Here is a 20402-nt window from a genome sequence, read left to right on the forward strand (position 1 = left end):
GAGTTCGACATGACCGTCGTTTTGCCACGCTATGCCGGAGCGATCGCCGATTCGGTCGTCAACGATCCGGCCGAGGTCGATGTCGCCGCCGATGCGCAGGGCGCCGCGGCGTCGGCGATCAATGTCGCGGCGACCAAGGCCGACGGCCTCGGCTGTCATGCCGGGGCGGCGGAAATGACCGCGGCGGCGCAGGCCGCCGGCAAGAGCGATATTCTCGATCGCTACGCCGCCGACTATCCGAAGGGGCCGCACGACCAGCCGCAGAGCATGTGTCCGGCGTTCGGCAGCCTGCGCGTCGGCTTGCGGATGCGGCGCACCGCGACGATCCTGTCCGGCTCGGCCTGCTGCGTCTATGGCCTGACCTTCGTGTCGCATTTCTACGGCGCGCGCCGCACCGTCGGCTACGTGCCGTTCAATTCCGAAACGCTGGTCACCGGCAAGCTGTTCGAGGATATCCGCGAGGCGGTGTTCAAGCTCGCGGACCCTGAGCATTACGATACGATTATCATCACCAATCTCTGCGTGCCGACCGCGTCGGGCGTGCCGCTCGATCTGTTGCCCAACGAGATCAACGGCGTGCGCATTATCGGCATCGACGTGCCGGGATTCGGCGTGCCGACCCATGCCGAGGCCAAGGACGTGTTGGCCGGGGCGATGCTGGAATACGCCCGCAAGGAAGCCGAGCAGGGCCCGGTGCAGGCGCCGCGCGGCGGCCGCAGCGAGCGCCCGACGGTGGCGCTGGTCGGCGAGATGTTTCCGGCTGACCCGGTCGGCATCGGCATGATGCTGGAGCCGCTCGGCCTCGCCGCCGGGCCGGTGGTGCCGACCCGCGAATGGCGCGAGCTCTATGCCGCGCTGGACTGCTCGGTGGTGGCGGCGATCCACCCGTTCTACAGGGCCAGCTTCCGCCAGTTCGATCTCGCCGGCCGCAAGATCGTCGGCTCGGCGCCGGTCGGTCACGACGGCACCGAGGCCTGGCTGGAAGCGATCGGCACCGCCTGCAACGTGTCGCGGGACAAGATCGACGCCGCCAAGAATCGCTTCCTGCCGATGATCAAATCGGCGCTGGCCGCCAAGCCGATCGACGCCCGCATCACCGTTTCCGGCTACGAAGGCTCCGAACTGCTGGTGGCGCGGTTGTTGATCGAGAGCGGCGCGCAGGTGCCCTATGTCGGCACCGCCTGTCCGCGCACCGAATGGTCGGACGCCGACCGGCAATGGCTGGAGGCCAAGGGCACTCGGGTGCAGTACCGCGCCTCGCTGGAGCAGGACTACGCGGCGATCGACGAATTCCTGCCGCAGCTCGCCATCGGCACCACCCCGGTGGTGCAGAAGGCCAAGCAGATGGCGATCCCGGCTTTGTACTTCACCAACCTGATCTCGGCGCGGCCGCTGTTCGGCGTCGCCGGCGCCGGCTCGCTGGCGCAGGTGGTCAATGCCGCGCTCGGCAATCAGGCCCGCTTCGACGAGATGAAGGACTTCTTCGGCGAGGTCGGCCAGGGCTACGCCGCCGGCGTCTGGGAAGACACGCCGAAGGACAACGTCCCGTTCCGCGAGAAATACAAGAAGCAGATCGAGGCGATGGCCAAGAAGCGCAAGTCGGAGGAGATGATCTGATGCTCGTCCTCGACCATGATCGCGCTGGCGGCTATTGGGGCGCGGTGTACGCCTTCACCGCCTTGAAGGGCCTGCAGGTGATCATCGACGGCCCGGTCGGCTGCGAAAACCTGCCGGTGACGTCGGTGCTGCATTACACCGACGCGCTGCCGCCGCATGAATTGCCGATCGTCGTCACCGGGCTCGGTGAAGAAGAACTCGGCCAGACCGGCACCGAAGGCGCGATGAAGCGCGCGCATCGCGTGCTCGACCCCTATCTGCCGGCGGTGGTGGTGACCGGCTCGATCGCCGAGATGATCGGTGGCGGCGTCACTCCCGAAGGCACCAACATCAAGCGCTTCCTGCCGCGCACCATCGACGAGGATCAGTGGCAGAGCGCCGACCGCGCCATCGTTTGGCTATGGAAGGAATACGGCCCGAAGAAAATTCCGGAGCGCAAGCCGCGCGCCGACGGCGTCAAGCCGCGGGTCAACATCATCGGACCGATCTACGGCACCTTCAACATGCCGTCGGATCTGTACGAGATTCGCCGGCTGATCGAAGGCATCGGCGCCGACGTCAACATGGTGTTCCCGCTCGGCACGCATCTCGCCGACATCCCCAAGCTGGTGAATGCCGACGTCAACGTCTGCATGTACCGGGAATTCGGTCGCCTGCTGTGCGAAGCGCTGGAGAGGCCCTATCTGCAGGCGCCGATCGGACTGCATTCCACCACCAAATTCCTGCGCAAGCTCGGCGAATTGCTCGGGCTCGATCCCGAACCCTTCATCGAGCGCGAAAAGCACACCACCATCAAGCCGCTGTGGGATCTGTGGCGCTCGGTGACGCAGGACTTTTTCGGCACCGCGAGCTTTGCGATCGTCGCCAATGAGACCTATGCGCGCGGCGTGCGCAATTTCCTCGAAACCGAAATGGGACTGCCCTGCACCTTCGCGGTGTCGCGGCTGTCCGGCAAGAAGACCGACAACGCCGCGGTGCGCGCCGCGGTGCGCGAGAAGCCGCCGCTGATCCTGTTCGGCAGCTACAACGAACGTATGTACTTGGCCGAGGCCGGCGGCCGCGCGATCTACATTCCGGCGTCGTTCCCCGGCGCGGTGATTCGCCGGCATACCGGCACGCCGTTCATGGGCTACTCCGGCGCGACCTACCTGGTTCAGGAGGTCTGCAACGCGCTGTTCGACGCGCTGTTCAATATTCTTCCGCTCGCCGCCGATCTCGATCGGGTGGATCCGACGCCGGCGCGCCGCCACGAGGAGCTGGCCTGGAGCGACGAAGCCAAGGCGCTGCTCGACGAGGTGCTGGAAAGTCATCCGGTGCTGGTACGCATTTCCGCCGCCAAGCGGCTGCGCGATGCCGCCGAGAGCAGCGCGCGCCGCGCCGGCGAAGAACGGGTGACGACGGATTTTGTTACCAAGGCCCGCGCCCTCATGGAAGGTCAGTCGGCATGAGGGTGATTGAGGCAAAACAATGCTTTCTGAAATTGCGCAGTGTCATATGCGCAAATCAACGTTCAGGAGAGTGATCGATGTCCGAATATGTCCATACCGGCCGTCGCTTCAAACTGCTTCCCGAAAGTGCTGACAAGGAATCGCGCGTGATCTACGGCGCCTGCTATGCGCTGTTTCTGGTCCGCGCCGTGGTGACACGGGCGATGCCTTGGCGCGCGAGGAAGTCGGCGAGCCATGAGTCGGTGTTTTGTGAAGCCAGCAACGCCGCCAGCGTGTTGGTGACCTCGTCGTTCATGGGTTTGTAATTTCAGAATTTCGTCCGGCGGTGCCGGACGGAACACGCCGTCTCGGAAACGAAACGGTAATTCACTGTCGTTTCGGAAACGATACGGCATTCATTGCCGCCCACACTCGGGCGGCGAGCGGCCGAAAGGCCATCACTAGGAGGTGTACCAAATGAGTGACGGTTCCATCTCGGGACTTTCCGAAGCGGAAGCTAAGGAATTCCACTCGATCTTCGTGACGAGCTTCTTCCTCTTCATCGTTGTCGCTGTGGTTGCCCACATTCTTGCTTGGATGTGGCGTCCCTGGCTCGCGCCCGTTGGCGGTTACAAGACCGCGCTGGATAGCATCCAGCATTTTGCAACGTATCTGTCGTAAAGGGAGGCAACTATGTGGCGAATTTGGCTTCTGTTTGATCCGCGCCGTGCGCTGGTTCTGCTGTTCACGTTCCTGTTCGGCCTGGGCATCATCATCCACTTCATCCTGCTGAGCACCAGCCGGTTCAACTGGCTTGATGGCGCGAAGAAGACGGCTGAGGTCACCCTCAGCATGCTCACCTGATGGCATGACGTACTGCTCACCGGAACGGCCGAGAAACGGACCGCGCTGCCGGGCTCGGCCGTTTCCGGGGGCGACGACAACGACGATGGATAGAACGATGGATATTCCCTGGCTCGCACGCGGAGGAACGATCGATGGCAATGCTCAGCTTTGAGAAAAAATACCGCGTTCGCGGCGGAACGCTTATCGGGGGGGACCTGTTCGACTTCTGGGTTGGTCCCTTCTATGTCGGTTTCTTTGGGATCACGACGGTCTTCTTTGCAGTTCTCGGCATCGCGCTGATCCTGTGGAATACCGCGCTCGGCCCCACCTGGAATTTGTGGCAGATCAGCGTCAACCCGCCGGACGTTAAATACGGATTAGGATTTGCTCCACTGGCCGAGGGCGGTATCTGGCAGTGGGTGACGATGTTTGCTTGGTGCGCGTTCGTGTCGTGGGCGCTGCGCGAGGTGGAAATCTGCCGTAAGCTCGGGATCGGCTTCCACGTCCCCTTCGCATTCAGCTTCGCGATCTTCGCCTATACGACCCTGGTTGTGATCCGCCCGATTCTGATGGGGTCCTGGAGCTACGGCTTCCCCTACGGCATTTTCACGCATCTCGATTGGGTGTCGAACACCGGCTATCAGTACGGCCAATTCCACTACAACCCGGCCCATATGCTCGGCATCACCTTCTTCTTCACGACGGCTCTCGCGCTGGCTTTGCATGGCGGCCTGGTTCTGTCCGCGACCAATCCCGACCGCGGCGAGCCGGTTAAGTCGCCCGAGCACGAGAATACCGTGTTCCGCGATCTGGTCGGCTATTCGATCGGCACCATCGGCATCCATCGCGTGGGGTTGTTCATCGCATTAACCGCCGTGTTCTTCAGCGCGGTCTGCATGCTGCTCTCCGGCCCCGTGTTGTCCGAAGGCGGTTCCTGGCCCGAGTGGTGGGAATGGTGGCGTCGGCTGCCGATCTGGAACGCCTAACTTAACCCGGTCACAAGAAAGAGTCTTGTCATGGCCTATCAGAATATTTTCTCACAAGTGCAGGTGCAGACCGCCGCACATCATGGGGTACCCTTACGGCCCGGGAGCTCGGCCCGTGAGACCAAGACACTGTTCAACTACTGGTTGGGTAAGATCGGCGACGCGCAGGTGGGACCGATTTATCTCGGCTACACCGGCGTAGCGTCGCTGCTCTGCGGCTTCGTCGCGATCGAGATCATCGGCCTCAACATGTTGGCGTCGGTGGACTGGAGCCCGATCGAGTTCCTGAAGAACTTCTGCTGGCTGGCCCTCGAGCCCCCGAAGCCGGAATACGGCATTGGCTTCGCGCCGCTCAAGGAAGGCGGCTGGTGGTTGATGGCCGGCTTCTTCCTGACCACCTCGATCGTTCTGTGGTGGGTCCGGACCTATCGCCGCGCTCGGGCGCTCGGCATGGGCACGCACGTGTCGTGGGCGTTCGCTTCGGCGATCTTCCTCTACCTCTCGCTCGGCTTCATTCAGCCGGTGTTGATGGGCAGCTTCAGCGAAGCGCCGCCGTTCGGGATCTTCCCGCATCTCGACTGGACCAACAACTTCTCGATCAAGTACGGCAACCTCTACTACAACCCGTTCCACTGTCTTTCGATTGCGTTCCTGTATGGCTCGGCGCTGCTGTTCGCCATGCACGGTGCGACCATCCTGGCCGTGAGCCGCTACGGCGGTGAGCGCGAAATCGAACAGGCGGTCGACCGCGGGACCGCGCTTGAGCGTGCGGCGTTGTTCTGGCGCTGGACGATGGGCTTCAACGCCACCGCCGAGTCGATCCATCGCTGGGCCTGGTGGTTTGCGGTTCTGGTCACCTTGACGGGCGGCATCGGCATCATCCTGACCGGCCCCGTGGTCGACAATTGGTTCGACTGGGGTGTCAAGCATGGACTGGCGCCGGCACGGTAAAAGTGCATAACGACCCTGCGAACTCGAAAAGCGCGCGCCTAACTTGCAAGTTGCTGGTCAGGCGCGCGCAACCTCTTGCTCTTCGTTCGCCGCTCCAGCAAGACTGGTTGGGTCTGTGAATTCCAACGCGGCGAAAACACGCACGAGCGGAGGGTCACTTCTTGTTGGAGGATATTTGCCCTGGCGCAAGTGTTCAAATCTCCGAAGGAGTCGCTGGGAGATCTCGGTGCACTGTCCGCAGCAAAGTTGATCGCCGCCGCGACCGACGTCGCGCTGGTGCTCGACGGGCACGGCGTGATCCTGGATGTGGCGTTCAACAAGGAAGAACTGTCGCTCGAACTGGACGGCCAGGGCCGATGGCTGGGCGCGAAACTGGCCGACGTTGTCACCTCCGACACCCAGATGAAGATCCGCGAACTGCTGCAGGATGCCGCGGAACGCGGGGCGTCGAGCGGGCGGCAGGTCAACCATCCCTCGCCGAGCGGCGAGGATGTTCCGGTTTTGTATTCGGCGGTGGATTACGGGCGGGAAAACCGCCTGCTGGTGTTCGGCCGCGACCTGCGGCAATTGGCGATGATGCAGCGCCGGCTGGTCAACGCCCAACAGTCGATGGAACGCGACTATATCAAGCTGCGGCACGCCGAAACCCGCTATCGCCTGCTGTTTCAGGTGTCCTCGGAGGCGGTCATGATCGTTGACTCTAGCAGCGAGACGATCATCGACGCCAATCCGGCGGCGCTGGCGCTGTTCGACCAGAACGCGCCGCAGATGCTGAATTCCTCGTTCCCCAGCCATTTCAACGGCGCCAGCGCGCAGGCGATCTCCAACTTGTTGGCCGACGTCCGGGCCACCGGCCGGGACAATCGGGTCCGCGTGCACGCCGCCAGCGGCCCGCGCGACTGCGACGTCTCGGTGTCGCTGTTCCGCCAGGAAAACGCGGCGCTGTTCCTGATCCGGCTGTCGTCCTATTCGACGATGCCGGAAGCCGGCGGCCTGAAGGCCACTGCGATGCTGGCGAATTTCTTCGAATCCGCAGCCGATGGTCTCGTCGTCACCCAATATGACGGCCGCATCGTGAAGGCCAATCTGGCGTTTCTGGAGATGGCGCAGCTCGGCACCGCCGAACAGTCCCGCGGCGAATCGCTGGATCGCTGGCTCGGCCGCACCGGCGTCGATTTCAGCGTGGCGCTGGCCAATCTGCGCCAGAGCGGGTCGATCAAGCTGTTTACCACGGTGTTGCGCGGCGAATACGGTGCCACCGCCGAGGTCGAGGTGTCGGCGATGTCGCTCACCGATAGCGAGGACAAGCCGAGTTTCGGCTTCGCGATCCGCAACATCGAAAAGCGGCTGTCGGCGGCGACCAGCTCGAAGCGCGAATTGCCGCGTTCGGTGGCGCAGCTGACCGAGCTGATCGGCCGGGTGCCGCTACGCGATCTGGTGCGCGAGACCACCGACGTGATCGAGAAGCTCTCGATCGAGGCGGCGCTGGAACTGACCGGCGACAACCGCGCCTCGGCGGCCGATATGCTCGGACTGAGCCGCCAGAGCCTGTATGTGAAACTGCGCCGTTACGGTCTGGCCGAACACGCGCCGGAAGGTGAGGGCGCCAATGACTAACGCGCCGAGCAACAACGCCCCGATCGACAACGCGCCGATCGGCAGCACGCCGATCAACCGCACGGTGGCGCTGCGTCTTGCGCCCTCGGCGGTGCTCGAGGTGCTGCACCCGATCACCTGGTTTCCGCCGATGTGGGCGTTCGCCTGCGGCGTGGTGTCGTCGGGTGTGCCGATCTCCTCGCGCTGGCTGGAAGTGATCGCCGGCATCGTGCTGTGCGGGCCGCTGCTGGTCGCCACCAGCCAGGTCGTCAACGACTGGTTCGATCGCGACGTCGACGCCATCAACGAGCCCAACCGCCCGATTCCCTCGGGCCGGATCCCGGGCCGCTGGGGCCTCTATTTGTCGTTGCTGTGGACCGCGGCGTCGCTGTTGCTGGCGAGCCAGCTCGGCGTCTGGGTGTTGGGCGCTGCCGTGGTCGGTCTGGTGCTGGCATGGATCTATTCGATGCCGCCGTTCCGGCTAAAGCAGAACGGCTGGCTCGGCAACGGCGCCTGCGCCATCAGCTATGAAGGCTTCGCCTGGTTCACCGGCGCCGCCGTGATGATCGGCGGCCTGCCGTCCTGGCCGATCGTGACGCTGGCGCTGCTCTACAGCGCCGGCGCCCACGGCATCATGACGCTCAACGACTTCAAGTCGATCGAGGGCGATATCAAGACCGGCGTGGGCTCGCTGCCGGTCAAGCTCGGGGTCGACAATGCCGCGCGCGTCGCCTGCGCCGTGATGGCGATCCCGCAGCTGATCGTGATCGCGCTGCTGGCCTCCTGGGATCGGCCGATCCAGGCTGGCATCGTCGGCCTGGTGCTGGCGTTGCAGTGCGTGCTGATGGTGCGCTTCCTGCGCGCACCGGTCGAGCGGGCCACCTGGTTCAGCGGCCTCGGCGTCGCTCTTTATGTCATCGGCATGATGGCCAGCGCGGTCGCGGCGTCGTCGTTCGGAGTTGCGGCATGATTTCTGTCGTCGCGATCGGAGGAGCGCAATCATGATGCGCCCGCTGTCCTGGTTCGGCATTGTAAGGATGGGGCTGGTCCAGACCGGGCTCGGCGCCATCGTCGTGCTCACCACCTCGACCCTCAACCGGGTGATGGTGGTCGAACTGGCGATGCCGGCGATCCTGCCCGGTGCGCTGGTCGCCATCCACTATGCGTTGCAGGTGTTCCGCCCGGCCTGGGGACACGGCTCCGACGTCGGCGCAAGGCGCACGCCGTGGATCGTCGGCGGCATGGCGGTGTTGGCGTTTGGCGGATTCCTGGCCGCGGTGGCGACGGCCTGGATGGCCAGCCAGCCGCTGTTCGGGGTGGCCCTGTCGATCGTGGCGTTCTGTCTGATCGGCGCCGGCGTCGGCGCCGCCGGCACCTCGCTGCTGGTGCTGCTCGCCAAGCGCACCGACGAACGCCGCCGCGCCGCCGCAGCGACCATCGTCTGGGTGATGATGATCGCGGGCTTCATCGTGACCACGGCGGTCGTCGGGCAGATGCTCGATCCGTTCTCGCCGCTGCGGCTGGTGATCGTGTCGGGCTGCGTCTCGGTCGCCGCCATGGTGCTGACCATCGCCGGGGTTTGGGGCATCGAGGGACGGCACGCTCAGCGGCCCGCGGCCGCGCCGCCGGTTGCCGTCGCGGCGAAGACCTCGTTCCGCGCCGCGTTCGCCGAAGTCTGGGCCGAGCCGCAGGCCCGCCGTTTCGCGATCTTTGTTTTCGTCTCGATGCTGGCCTACAGCGCTCAGGATCTGATCCTGGAGCCGTTCGCGGGCGTGGTGTTCGGCTTCACGCCTGGTGAAACCACCAAGCTGTCGAGCGTCCAGCATGGCGGCACCTTGCTCGGCATGGCGCTAGTGCCGCTGATCGGCGCGGTGTTTCCGAAATCGCGCGGCAATTTGCAGGTCTGGACCATCGGCGGCTGCCTGGCCTCCGCGGTCGCGCTGCTCGGGCTGGCCGCGGCGGCGATCGTCGGTCCGGCCTGGCCGTTGCGCGAGACGGTGTTCGCGCTCGGCGTCACCAACGGCGCCTATGCGGTGGCCGCGATCGGCTCGATGATGGCGCTGGTCAGCGCCGGCGGCGAGCATCGCGAGGGCGTGCGCATGGGCCTGTGGGGCGCGGCGCAGGCGCTGGCGTTCGGTCTCGGCGGTTTCGCCGGCACGCTGGCCAGCGATGTCGCGCGCTATCTGCTGGCCTCGCCGGCGCTGTCTTATTCCACCGTATTCACCAGCGAAGCCGGGCTTTTCATCCTGTCCGCACTGATGGCGGTGTGGGTGCATCGGGCGCAGGCCAAAGCCGCGCAACGTCACGGCGACGTTGGCAATCTCTCCACAGCGGCAGTCGCCGGGGGACTGACATGACGGATAACCAGGAAGTCTATGATGTCGTCGTGGTCGGCGGTGGCCCCGCCGGGGCGACAGCGGCGCATGATCTGGCCAAGGATGGCCGCAAGGTGGTGCTGCTCGATCGCGCCGGCCGCATCAAGCCGTGCGGCGGGGCGATCCCGCCGCGGCTGATCCGTGATTTCAACATCCCCGAGCACATGATCGTCGCCAAGATCAGTTCGGCGCGGATGGTGTCGCCGTCCGATCACCACGTCGATATGCCGATCGACGGCGGCTATGTCGGGATGGTAGATCGCGCGGTGTTCGACGAGTGGCTGCGCAAGCGCGCCGCCGACGCCGGCGCGCAGCGGCGCACCGGGCTCTACAAGCGGCTCGAACATCAGGACGGCGGCACCACGCTGGTGCGTTACGACGAGCGAGCGCCGGATGGCACGATGGTCGAGAAGACCGTGCTCACCCGCGCGGTGATCGGCGCCGACGGCGCGCTGTCGGCGGTGGCGCGGCAGTGCATTCCCGATGCCGACAAAATGCCGTTCGTGTTTGCCTACCACGAGATCGTGAAGGCCCCGAAGACCGCCGACGGGCTGTATGATGCGGAGCGGTGCGACGTCTATTACCGCGGCACGGTGTCGCCGGATTTCTACGGCTGGGTGTTTCCGCATGGCGACACGGTCAGCGTCGGCACCGGCTCGGCCCATAAGGGCTTTTCATTGCGCGAATCCGTCGGCGCTTTGCGGGAATCCGCCGGGCTCAGCGAGGTCGAGACCATCCGCAAGGAGGGCGCGCCGATCCCGCTGCATCCGTTGCCGCGCTGGGACGACGGCCGCAACGTGCTGCTGGCGGGCGACGCCGCGGGCGTCGTGGCGCCGGCCTCCGGCGAAGGCATCTACTACGCGATGCTCGGCGGCCGGCTGGCCGCCGATGCGATCGATCAGTTCCTGGAAACCGGCGACGTTACCGCGCTCGCCACCGCGCGCAAGCGGTTCATGCGCGCCAACGGCACGGTGTTCTGGATTCTCGGGCTGATGCAGAAATACTGGTACTCCAGCGACAAGCGCCGGGAGCAGTTCGTCAGCATCTGTCGCGACCGCGATGTCCAGAAGCTGACCTGGGATGCCTACATGAACAAGAAACTGGTGCGCGCCAAACCGATCGCGCATGTCCGGATCTTCTTCAAGAATCTGGCGCATATGACGGGTCTGGCCTCGGCATAATGGCGACGCGCAAGAGGTTCTGGACCCCGGTCCTGATCGCGGCCGCGGCCGCGACCTGCATCGGAACGGTCGGCGGTCTTTTGACCAACACCGGCATTTGGTATCAAGCCCTGGTCAAGCCGTCCTGGCAGCCGCCCGACTGGCTGTTCGGACCGGCGTGGACCTTGATCTTCGCGCTGGCCGCGATATCGGCGATCTACGCCTGGCGTAGCGCGCAGGATCCGTCGCAGCGGCGCTGGGTGGTGGCGCTGTTCGCGCTGAACGGGCTTCTCAACCTGCTGTGGAGCACGTTATTCTTCGTGGTGAAGCGGCCGGACTGGGCGGTGCTCGAGGTGGTGCTGCTGTGGTTGTCGGTGCTGCTGCCGATCCTGGTGTTCTGGCGCCGGTCGAAGACCGCGAGCTTCTATCTCGTCCCCTACCTGTTATGGGTGGCGTTCGCGGCATTCCTCAATCTCACCGTGGTGCAATTGAACGCGCCGTTCGGCTGATGCCGCAGCATCCGGCCCGCCCCCCACGTCGCGAGATCGTCAAGCATGGCTGACCTATTTGCCAACGGACACTTCGTCGATCTGGTGCTGATCGTGGTGGCGCTGGAGGCCGTGGTGTTGATCGGCCTGTGGCGCTTGATGCGACGCGGCGTACCGCCGGGCGATTTCCTGCCCAATCTGATTTCGGGGGCGCTGATGCTGTTGGCGCTGCGCCTGACGTTGGCCGGATATGGCTGGCAGATCGCCACCGCCTGCCTGTCGTTAGCCGGCGTCGCGCACCTGTACGACATCGTCCGACGCTGGCGGAATGGCTAGCGCCCGAAGTCGATCCCGGCTCAGGCCTGACCGAAAAGCAGCAAGCAAGATCAGGGGGCTCTTTGTAATTGCGAGCCGATGGCGGCGCGCAGCGCCGCCTGAGAAGCGAAGCAACCCAGGGGCCTCATGCGTGGCCCCTGGATTGCTTCGTCGCGAGAGTTCCTCGCAATGACGGGTTGAAGGTCCGATTTCATTCATCGCTTTTTTTTCGGCCAGACTCTCAGAGCATTTTGGTCAGGCCGGGCACCGGGGAAGCGCATCGCCCGCGGCTCGAAAATCTCACAGGCGCGGCCTCGAAATAAAACAGGGCGGGATGACGTTTCGAAAAACGTCATCCCGCCCTGAGTTCAGTTATCGCCTCGGCGTTGCGGCCGATTACTTCTTCGCGAAGGTGTCGAGATAGGCGATGACGTCCTTGCGCTGCTGCTCGTCGGCCAGCTTGAAGGTCATCTTGGTGGTTCCCACCGCGAGTTCCGGCTTACCCTTATCGGTCAGGAACTTCTTCAGGAAGGCATTGGGATCGGGCAAGTACTGCATGACCAATTCGTTGGTCCAGACCAGGCCGGCTTCGCCGGCGGCCTTGTTGAGCGGCGAATAGGCAAATCCCGGAGCGGTGCCCGACTGGCGGCCGATCACGCCGGTCAGCACCGGGCCGACCAGGTTCTTGGCATCGGGACCGATGCGATGGCAGGTCATGCACTGCTTGAAGACCGCTTCGCCCTTTGTCGCATCCTGCGCCGAGGCTCCACCGGCCATCAGCGACCCAGCCGCGGCAAGTGCCATAAGTGTCAGAATCTTCTTAGCCACGTTTTTCTCCATGATCTCGCATTGGCTCTTCGAACGATTCGGCAGAGAAATGCACCCTCGATAGAAATCATAAAAACCTGTTATCTCCAGGCTGTAAAGCCAAATGGACACGTCACTTTGTGGAATAAGGGATAGATTTCTTGACTTCTGCCATTGATTTGGCGCAAATCATTCTCGTTTTGAGGCCTTATGGTGCCTTGATGTCAAGCAGCGTTGTCACTATCTCCAACTCCGTTGGAACAGCGCTTGGCGTCGGTTGGTTCAGAAATGACAGAAGCTGGCAAGGTGGTGGCCGAGATGGCCGCGAGACCGACGGGGCAGCCTGATCTGACCCTGTTGCTGGATATGGACGGCATTATCCGCGATGCCACCCTGTCTGCTGCGATGGCCAATGAGCGCATTGATAGTTGGCTCGGGCGGCCTTGGACCGAGGTGTCCGGCGAGTCCGGCGGTGACAAGATCAAGAGGATGGTCGAGGACGCCCGTTCCAGCGGGTTCTCCGCATTCCGCCAGATCAATCAGAGATTTCCCAGCGGCGTTGAAATTCCCATGGAATTCACGACGATGCTGCTCGGCGACCGGACCGGCATGCTGGTTCTCGGCAAGAACCTGCAGGCCGTCGCCGAACTGCATGCGCGGCTGATCGCCGCCCAGCAGACCATGGAGCGCGACTATTGGAGGCTGCGCGAGGTCGAAACCCGCTATCGGCTGGTGTTCGACGCATCGAACGAAGCCGTGCTGATCGTCTCCGCCACCGAGCTCCGGATCGTCGAGGCCAACGCCGCCGCGGTTCAGGCGCTGACCGGACTGCGGCGTGGCAATGAAGATCTCGCCGGCCGGGAATTCCTGCTCGATATCGCGCCGAAGGACCGCGAGGCGGTCCGCGCGCTGCTGGCCCGGGTCAGCGAGCGCGGCAAGGCGTTGAGCATTCTGGTGCATCTCGGCTCCTCGGCGCAGCCCTGGATGCTGCGCGGCGCCTTGATGCCGTCGGAGCCGGACCAGATCCTGCTCTTGCATTTTACGCCCGCGACGATCGCCGCGCCGAGCCCCGAGCAGCTCGAGCATTCGGCGATCAAGGAACTGATCGATCGCGTTCCCGACGGCTTCGTGGCGCTCGATGCCGACGGCGTGATCCAACACGCCAACCAGGCGTTTCTCGATCTGGTGCAGGTCGGTTCGAAGGGGCCGGTGATCGGTGAATCCTTGCGGCGCTGGCTGTCGCAGCCCGGCGCGGACTGGAGCGCGTTGCTGTCGCAGTTGCGGCGCTACAAATCGGTCAGATTGTTCCGGACCACGCTGCGTGGCGAACTTGGAACCGAGACCGAGGTGGAAATTTCGGCGGTCGACGTCGATAGCGATCAGCAAAGCTACATCGGCGTGCTGCTGCGCAACGTCTCGCGCCGTTTCAACGAGCCGTTGGAAGGCGACGCCTTGCGGCTGGCGCTCGGCCCGATCAGCGAGCAACTCGGCAGATCGTCACTGCGCAAGCTGGTCAAGGATACCGTTAGCATCGTCGAACAGCACTACGTCAAGGAGGCCCTGGAGCATGCCGGAGGCAACCGGACCGCGACAGCCGAGCTTCTGGGATTGAGCCGGCAAAGCCTTTATGCAAAGCTGAATCGCTACGGTCTCGACGACCGGGAAACGGACTCACAGGATACCTCAGAGGACTGAGTTGGTTTATGCCCACGCGCCCACTGCGTTCGGAAAGGCGGACCTTTCGAATTGCGAGCGGGAGGAAATTCATCTCGCGGGCTCGATTCAGCCGCATGGCGCGTTGCTGGTGGTCAGTGAGCCGGACCATTGCGTCATTCAGGCCAGCGCCAATGCCGCCGAGTTCCTGAACCTCCGGCAGGTTCTGGGAATGCCGTTGGCCGACCTCGACGGCGATCTTCTCATGCAAATCCTGCCGCATCTCGATCCGACCGCGGAAGGCATGCCGATTGCGGTGCGCTGCCGTCTCGGCAATCCCGCGGCGGAATACGATTGCCTGCTGCACCGGCCGGCCGAAGGCGGATTGATCATCGAACTCGAACGCGCCGGCCCTTCGCTGGATCTGTTGGACCAGATCGCGACCGCGCTCGAGGCGATTCGCTCGGCGACCTCGCTCGGCGCGTTGTGCGATCAGGCGGCAAGTTTATACCGTGAGCGCACCGGCTACGACCGCGTGATGGTCTATCGGTTCGACGACGAGGGCCACGGCGAGGTGTTCTCGGAGCGCTGCAGATCGGACCTGGAAGCCTATCTCGGCAATCGCTATCCGGCCTCCGACATCCCGCAGATTGCAAGGCGGCTCTACGAGCGGACCCGCGTCCGGGTGCTGGTTGACGTGAATTACGAGCCGGTGCCGTTGCAGCCGAGGTTATCGCCCTTGACCGGGCGCGAACTCGACATGTCGCTGTGCTTCCTGCGCAGCATGTCGCCGATTCATCTGCAATATCTCAAGAACATGGGGGTCCGCGCCACGCTGGTGGTGTCGCTGATGGTCGGCGGAAAGCTGTGGGGGCTGATTGCCTGCCATCACTACGAGCCGCGCTTCATCCACTTCGAATCGCGGGCGGTGTGCGAGCTCTTGGCCGAGGCGATCGCCACCCGAATCGTGGCGCTGGAAAGCTTTGCGCAAAGCCAGTCGGAAATCTTCGTGCAGCGGCTCGAGCAGCGCATGATCGAGGCGATTTCGCGCGAGGGCGACTGGCGCGCCGGCGTGTTCGACACCGCGCAGTCCATCCTGCAACCGCTCGCCGCCAGCGGCGCTGCGCTGATCTATGAGGGGCAGGTCACCAGCGCCGGCGAGGTGCCGGGCACCCAGGATGTCCGCGAGATCGGCGGCTGGCTGGATCGCCAACCCCGCGCCGCCGTGATTTACACCGCGGCGCTGGGAATCGACGTCCCCGAATTCGCCCCGCTGACCAAAGTCGCCAGCGGCATCGTCGCCATCCCGGTCTCCAGCAATCCCGGCGAATATCTGATCTGGTTTCGCCCGGAGCGGATTCGCACCGTGACCTGGGGCGGCGATCCGCTGAAGCCGTTTGTGATCGGCGACAATCCCTCGGATCTGTCGCCGCGCCGCTCCTTTGCGCAGTGGCATCAGCTGGTAGAAGGCACGTCGGAGCCGTGGGGCCCCGCCGACGTCGCCGCGGCGCGCGCGATCGGTGCTGCCGTCGCCGACATCGTGCTGCAGTTTCGCGCGGTGCGGACCTTGATCGCGCAGGACCAGCTGGAGAAATTCAGCAGCCAGGTCGGCATCTCGGATCAGCCGGTGATCATCGCCGACATCGAAGGCAAGATTCTGTTGATCAACGACGCGTTTCGTTCGCTGTTGCCGCAGGATCACGTGCCGTCGCAGCGGCTCGACAATCTGGCGGGCGCGTTCTGCGATCCGGAGGACTTTCTGCAGCGCATCCACGACCTCGTCACCTATCGGCGGCCTTGGCGCGGCGAGATGCTGTTGCGCGGCGCCGGTAACGATTCAAAGCCGCTGCTGGTGCGCGCCGATCCGGTGTTTCCCTCCAAGGACCGCGTCTTGGGGTTTGTGCTGATCTTCGTCGACGTGACCGATCGCAAGGCGGCGGAGGCGGCGCGGAGCCGGCTGCAGGAAGGCATCATCAAGAGCCACCGGGTCGGCAGCGTGCGGCTCGATAGCAAGACCGATCTGATCTACCAGAACCTGCTGTCCTCGGTGGTCGAGAACGCGCAGCTCGCCGCGCTCGAAATTACCTACGGCGTGGAGACCAGCCGTATCGCCGGCATGCTCGAAAGCGTCCGCAATTCGACCTTGCGAACCGCCGAAGTGCTGCAACATCTGATCTGGCATTCGTCGCGGACCTCCAGCGACGAGAAATGACAGGCGCGGGGGCATGTTCGGCATCGCAGGTTCGGCGTCGCGGACATGATCCGCAACGCTGAGCCGGTCGCGGAAAAAATCAGCGACGAGATCCGCGGGACGGTGCGCAACTAGAGCCGTTCCGGTTCTGATAGGATCAGAATCGGAGCTCTAGCTTGTTATTTTGATGCGTTTTCTCCACGCGAACCGGGATCCACTTCGCTCGAAAACGCTATAGCTCTATCCGGCGATGGCCGCGCTGTCGGCGACGTGATCCTGCACGGCAACCGACAGCTCGATGTTCAACGAGAAGGCCGTCGCGCCTTCCTCGATGATGCGATCGGGAGCGGGCGCCATCGCCGCGGCGCGATTCAGCGCCGCGCGATAGCTGTGCTTCAGCGCGGCCGCGTCCGGGAAACCCGAAAAATCATAATGCGACAGCTCGCAAGCCCGCAGCTGATATGTATTCGCCAACAGCCGCCGCACGATCTGGCCGCCATTGAGGTCGCCGAGATAGCGGGTATAGGCGTGAGCGATCAGCAGCATCCCGTCGCCCTCGGCGGCTTGCGCGATCCTGTTCGCGTAGGCTTGGCCGGCCGCAAGCCACGGGATGGCGGTGGCCCAGTCGCGGCCGCACAAGGCGACGAGATCGGATTCGATGGCCGGCGCGCGGGCAAGCCTGAACGGCTTCAGTTGATCGAGACCGCCGCTGCCCTGGTGGCGATCGAGACCGTTCTCGAGTTCGCGATAGGCGGGAAACAGGTTGCGGAGCAACAGCGCATAGCCGTCTCGCGTCGCCTGTCCACGCAGCAGTGCGGCGATGATGCCGGATTTTTCGGCCTCGAGGTGCAGGGTTCGGGTGCGGTGATACAGTGAAGTGGTGATGTCGAACGGGACGGAGCCGGTCGGCACTGCAGCCGTCATGTTGCTGTCTCCTGCGGGTCAGCACCACGAGGAAGCTGAAAGTCGACGAGGCTCTGTCCCGTCAGCCGTGGCGCTTCATCGACTGGACGAGCGTGCGGGCCTGATGGGGCGCGGCGATGACATCGCCGACCACCATATCGGCTTTGACCGTCCTCGCAAGCCCGGGGAGGCTTTGCAGCATCGGTCCGCCCAGGATGATGACCACCCGCCGGTTGCGGGAGTCGCGACGGACGTCGCGGATGTTTCGTTCCAGTTCATCCAGCTTGCGATCCGACATTACCGAAAAGCCGACGATGTCGAACCAGCGCTCCCGCACCAGTTCGGTCAATTCCGTCGCAGACTGAAACGGGCCGGTCGCCAGATTCCAGCCGCCGCGCCGGAAGAATTCAGCGACCATCGCGAGTCCGAAGCTGTGCTGCTCGCCCGGAAGGGTAGTCAGCAGTGCGGACTCTCCGGCGCCCCGCCAGCCGCCCTTGGCAAATCTCTCGCCGAGGTGGCGCATGATCCGCTGCATCCGCCCCACGGCCAGCGTCACGCAGGCGAAGTCGGTAGTATCCTTCTCCCACATGTCGCCGAGTTGCCGGGCGGCCGGGGCGAACCACTGCAAGAAGATGGTGTCGACCGAGGCGCCGTTGGCGAGCAGCGCATCGACGAATAGCAACGGCGCGGCCTCGTCATTGCACTGGAGCAGCGCGACGAATTTCTCCAGCTCGGCGGGCTTTACCGCCGGCGGCGCGACCTTCGGCGGCGGCGTCGCTCTGAATGCCCAGGCGATCCGCGGGATGATCTGGGCCTTGATGGCGCGAACCATGCTGAGCGGCGGCTCAGCGGGCCGGAACCGCCAGATCGGGGCCGGCGGGGGGCGGTCCGGCTGATAAGCAGGACCGAGGACGTCGTTGCGGGAGCTCGTCGAGAGTTGATGTTCGTTTCCGTTACCCATCTGGATACCCCTCCCGAACACTTATTCGCGTCGACATGGCGCGAACCGTCAAGTTTAATTTACGTATGGTTTGGTTGACAGTCGCTGGATCGGAGTCTAGTTTTCCTCGCATTAGCCGCAGTAGGAGTGGCGCGGTGCACCGTCGAGACGATTCAGAACAGGATCAAGCTGGGGGCGGTGAGCGCCCGTTATTGTCCGCAGGCTCGGTATCGCATCACCGTGATGCTTCTCTGTCAAACACTCTTTACAACTCGAACTCCGACGCAAGCGGTTCGGTGATTGCGTCAGTAAGCGCAAAAACGCCTGCTGACGGCGTTGCGCCTTCGCACATTTCTGTAGCGGACCAAGCATTTAAGTCGCTCTACACGCCAGAGCAGCGGATCCGTCGTGATGCAACGAAATGGACTTTAGTTCAAGGGATTCTCGCTCCCGTCCAGTTTTTGATCTTCCTCATAAGTCTCGGCTTGGTGATCCGCTACCTAGTTAGTGGCGACGGCTTTGCGGTCGCGACCGCTTCGGTCGTCATTAAAACACTGGTGCTTTACACAATCATGATCACGGGCGCGATTTGGGAACGTGAAGTGTTCGGCTGCTATCTGTTTGCGCCGGCGTTCTTTTGGGAAGACGTGTTCAGCTTCTTGGTGCTGGCGCTGCACACCACCTATCTGGTGATGCTGTTCGGCGGCCTCGGCGATCCGCAGCAGCAGATGTTCGTGGCGCTGGCCGCTTACGCCTCCTACGTCATCAATGCCACCCAGTTCATTCTGAAGCTTCGTGCCGCGCGCCTCGACGAGCGCAACAGAGCCCTGGCGGTGTCCAGCATTTCCGGGAGCCGCGCATGACCGTGCAGGTTCAGGGCTGCGACGTTGCCCCGTCGAACAATCTGACCCGGTCGGTGCGTCGCGAGAGCGGCCAGCGCGAAGTGTTTTGCGGGCTCACCGGAATCGTCTGGTTGCATCGCAAGATTCAGGACGCGTTCTTCCTGGTGGTCGGGTCGCGAACCTGCGCGCATCTGATCCAGTCGGCCGCGGGGGTGATGATCTTCGCCGAGCCGCGCTTTGCCACCGCGATCATGGAAGAGAAAGACCTTGCCGGTCTGACCGATGCCAATACCGAACTCGATCGCATCGTCACGCAATTGCTGACCCGGCGTCCGGATATCAAGCTGCTGTTTCTGGTCGGCTCCTGCCCCTCGGAAGTGATCAAGCTCGATCTGTCGCGTGCCGCATTGCGGCTGTCGCAGACCTTCTCGCCGGGAGTTCGCATCCTCAGCTATACCGGCAGCGGCATCGAAACCACCTTCACCCAGGGCGAGGACGCCTGTTTGGCCTCGCTGGTGCCAGGGCTGCCCGTCGACCAGCGCAAGGAAGCCTCGCTGTTGGTGGTGGGATCGATGGCCGACGTGGTCGAAGATCAGTTCGTCCGCATGTTCGACGCGCTCGGCATCGGTCCGGTGCAATTCCTGCCGCCGCGAAATTCCAACACCATGCCGACGGTCGGCCCCAACACCAGGTTTCTGCTGGCGCAACCCTTCCTCGCCGAGACCGCGCGCGAGCTGGAAAATCGCGGCGCGCGGCGACTGGTGGCGCCGTTCCCGCTCGGCGTCGAAGGCACCACGGCGTGGTTGCGCGCCGCGGCCGATGCGTTCGGCATCGACACTGCATTGTTCGACCAGGTGACGCAGCCGGCGCGGCTGCGCGCCGAACGCGCGCTCGACAATTACCGCAAGGAGTTGTCCGGCCGCCGCATCTTCCTGTTCCCGGATTCTCAGCTGGAAATTCCGCTGGCGCGATTCCTGTCGCGCGAATTGGGCATGCAGCTCGTCGAGGTGGGGACGCCCTATCTGCACCGCGAGCATCTCGCGGAAGAGCTCAAGCTGCTGCCGCCCGACGTTCAGCTCACCGAAGGCCAGGACGTCGATCTGCAGCTCGATCGTTGCCGCCTTGCTCGTCCCGATCTGGTGGTTTGCGGACTCGGCCTAGCCAATCCGTTGGAAGCCGAAGGTATGACGACGAAATGGGCGATCGAACTCGTGTTCACGCCGATCCAGGGGTACGAACAGGCATCTGACCTTGCGGAATTGTTTGCGCGTCCGCTGGTGCGGCGCGCGAAACTGGTGGCCTGAG

Annotated in this window: 20 protein-coding genes; 17 read left to right on the forward strand and 3 right to left on the reverse strand. The window is 63.9% G+C overall.

Features of this window, described 5'->3' with window-relative positions; translation table 11 throughout:
• Window positions 1-9: 9 nt before the first annotated feature.
• The 13 genes from bchY (at window position 10) to VGC77_RS03690 (ending at window position 11782) form a co-directional block, all read left to right on the forward strand.
• On the forward strand, window positions 10-1617 hold the full coding sequence (gene bchY / locus VGC77_RS03630; protein ID WP_331170206.1) for a chlorophyllide a reductase subunit Y: 1608 nt from the start codon (window positions 10-12) through the stop codon (window positions 1615-1617).
• On the forward strand, window positions 1617-3065 hold the full coding sequence (gene bchZ, locus VGC77_RS03635) for a chlorophyllide a reductase subunit Z (RefSeq protein ID WP_331170207.1): 1449 nt from the start codon (window positions 1617-1619) through the stop codon (window positions 3063-3065). The genes bchY and bchZ overlap by 1 nt, the downstream gene beginning before the upstream one ends.
• A gap of 77 nt (window positions 3066-3142) precedes the next feature.
• On the forward strand, window positions 3143-3370 hold the full coding sequence (locus VGC77_RS03640) for a hypothetical protein (protein WP_011471763.1): 228 nt from the start codon (window positions 3143-3145) through the stop codon (window positions 3368-3370).
• A 151-nt stretch (window positions 3371-3521) separates the two neighbouring features.
• Window positions 3522-3725, forward strand: coding sequence for a light-harvesting antenna LH1, beta subunit (pufB, locus tag VGC77_RS03645; protein ID WP_041801471.1), 204 nt, complete (start codon window positions 3522-3524; stop codon window positions 3723-3725).
• 12 nt (window positions 3726-3737) lie between these two features.
• Window positions 3738-3908: a light-harvesting antenna LH1, alpha subunit gene (gene pufA / locus VGC77_RS03650; protein ID WP_331170208.1), complete on the forward strand. Its 171-nt coding sequence runs from the start codon at window positions 3738-3740 to the stop codon at window positions 3906-3908.
• A 134-nt stretch (window positions 3909-4042) separates the two neighbouring features.
• Complete coding sequence (gene pufL / locus VGC77_RS03655) at window positions 4043-4876, forward strand: photosynthetic reaction center subunit L (protein WP_331170209.1); 834 nt, start codon at window positions 4043-4045, stop codon at window positions 4874-4876.
• A 30-nt stretch (window positions 4877-4906) separates the two neighbouring features.
• Complete coding sequence (pufM, locus tag VGC77_RS03660) at window positions 4907-5827, forward strand: photosynthetic reaction center subunit M (RefSeq protein WP_331170210.1); 921 nt, start codon at window positions 4907-4909, stop codon at window positions 5825-5827.
• A 189-nt stretch (window positions 5828-6016) separates the two neighbouring features.
• Window positions 6017-7444: a transcriptional regulator PpsR gene (ppsR, locus tag VGC77_RS03665; protein WP_331170211.1), complete on the forward strand. Its 1428-nt coding sequence runs from the start codon at window positions 6017-6019 to the stop codon at window positions 7442-7444.
• Window positions 7437-8393 (forward strand): chlorophyll synthase ChlG, encoded by a 957-nt coding sequence (gene chlG / locus VGC77_RS03670; RefSeq protein WP_414709602.1) that lies wholly within the window; start codon window positions 7437-7439, stop codon window positions 8391-8393. Before ppsR (VGC77_RS03665) ends, chlG begins: the two co-directional genes overlap by 8 nt.
• Window positions 8394-8424: 31 nt before the next feature.
• On the forward strand, window positions 8425-9780 hold the full coding sequence (locus tag VGC77_RS03675) for a BCD family MFS transporter (protein WP_331170212.1): 1356 nt from the start codon (window positions 8425-8427) through the stop codon (window positions 9778-9780).
• Window positions 9777-10979, forward strand: coding sequence for a geranylgeranyl diphosphate reductase (locus VGC77_RS03680; RefSeq protein ID WP_331170213.1), 1203 nt, complete (start codon window positions 9777-9779; stop codon window positions 10977-10979). The genes VGC77_RS03675 and VGC77_RS03680 overlap by 4 nt, the downstream gene beginning before the upstream one ends.
• The gene (locus VGC77_RS03685; RefSeq protein WP_331170214.1) at window positions 10979-11467 is read left to right on the forward strand and encodes a TspO/MBR family protein; all 489 of its coding nucleotides are present in this window, start codon (window positions 10979-10981) and stop codon (window positions 11465-11467) included. Before VGC77_RS03680 ends, VGC77_RS03685 begins: the two co-directional genes overlap by 1 nt.
• 45 nt (window positions 11468-11512) lie before the next feature.
• Window positions 11513-11782, forward strand: a complete 270-nt coding sequence (locus tag VGC77_RS03690) for a hypothetical protein (RefSeq protein ID WP_331170215.1) — start codon at window positions 11513-11515, stop codon at window positions 11780-11782.
• Window positions 11783-12157: 375 nt separating this feature from the next.
• Here VGC77_RS03690 and VGC77_RS03695 read toward each other — a convergent pair whose 3' ends face one another.
• A complete protein-coding gene (locus VGC77_RS03695) occupies window positions 12158-12589 on the reverse strand; it encodes a c-type cytochrome (protein WP_331170216.1) in 432 nt (143 codons plus the stop codon).
• A 267-nt stretch (window positions 12590-12856) separates the two neighbouring features.
• Between VGC77_RS03695 and ppsR (VGC77_RS03700) the strand changes: the two genes are divergently transcribed.
• Complete coding sequence (gene ppsR, locus VGC77_RS03700) at window positions 12857-14263, forward strand: transcriptional regulator PpsR (protein WP_414709603.1); 1407 nt, start codon at window positions 12857-12859, stop codon at window positions 14261-14263.
• Between the two features lies 1 nt (window position 14264).
• Window positions 14265-16433 (forward strand): GAF domain-containing protein, encoded by a 2169-nt coding sequence (locus VGC77_RS03705; RefSeq protein ID WP_331170217.1) that lies wholly within the window; start codon window positions 14265-14267, stop codon window positions 16431-16433.
• A gap of 219 nt (window positions 16434-16652) precedes the next feature.
• Here the strand turns inward: VGC77_RS03705 and VGC77_RS03710 are convergent, their stop codons facing one another.
• Window positions 16653-17336 (reverse strand): biliverdin-producing heme oxygenase, encoded by a 684-nt coding sequence (locus tag VGC77_RS03710; RefSeq protein WP_331170218.1) that lies wholly within the window; start codon window positions 17334-17336, stop codon window positions 16653-16655.
• Between the two features lie 61 nt (window positions 17337-17397).
• Window positions 17398-18276: a cobalamin B12-binding domain-containing protein gene (locus VGC77_RS03715; RefSeq protein ID WP_331170219.1), complete on the reverse strand. Its 879-nt coding sequence runs from the start codon at window positions 18274-18276 to the stop codon at window positions 17398-17400.
• Between the two features lie 134 nt (window positions 18277-18410).
• Here VGC77_RS03715 and bchF point away from each other — a divergent pair, with 134 nt between their 5' ends.
• Together bchF and VGC77_RS03725 are read left to right on the forward strand one after the other, a co-directional pair.
• Window positions 18411-19118 carry a 2-vinyl bacteriochlorophyllide hydratase gene (bchF, locus tag VGC77_RS03720; RefSeq protein ID WP_414709604.1) on the forward strand — a complete coding sequence of 236 codons (708 nt, stop codon included), beginning with the start codon at window positions 18411-18413 and terminating at the stop codon, window positions 19116-19118.
• Window positions 19115-20401, forward strand: coding sequence for a ferredoxin:protochlorophyllide reductase (ATP-dependent) subunit N (locus VGC77_RS03725; RefSeq protein WP_331170220.1), 1287 nt, complete (start codon window positions 19115-19117; stop codon window positions 20399-20401). The genes bchF and VGC77_RS03725 overlap by 4 nt, the downstream gene beginning before the upstream one ends.
• The last annotated feature ends 1 nt before the right edge of the window (window position 20402 follow it).

The sequence above is a fragment of the Rhodopseudomonas sp. genome (assembly GCF_036404135.1).
Taxonomy (GTDB): Bacteria; Pseudomonadota; Alphaproteobacteria; order Rhizobiales; family Xanthobacteraceae; genus Rhodopseudomonas_A.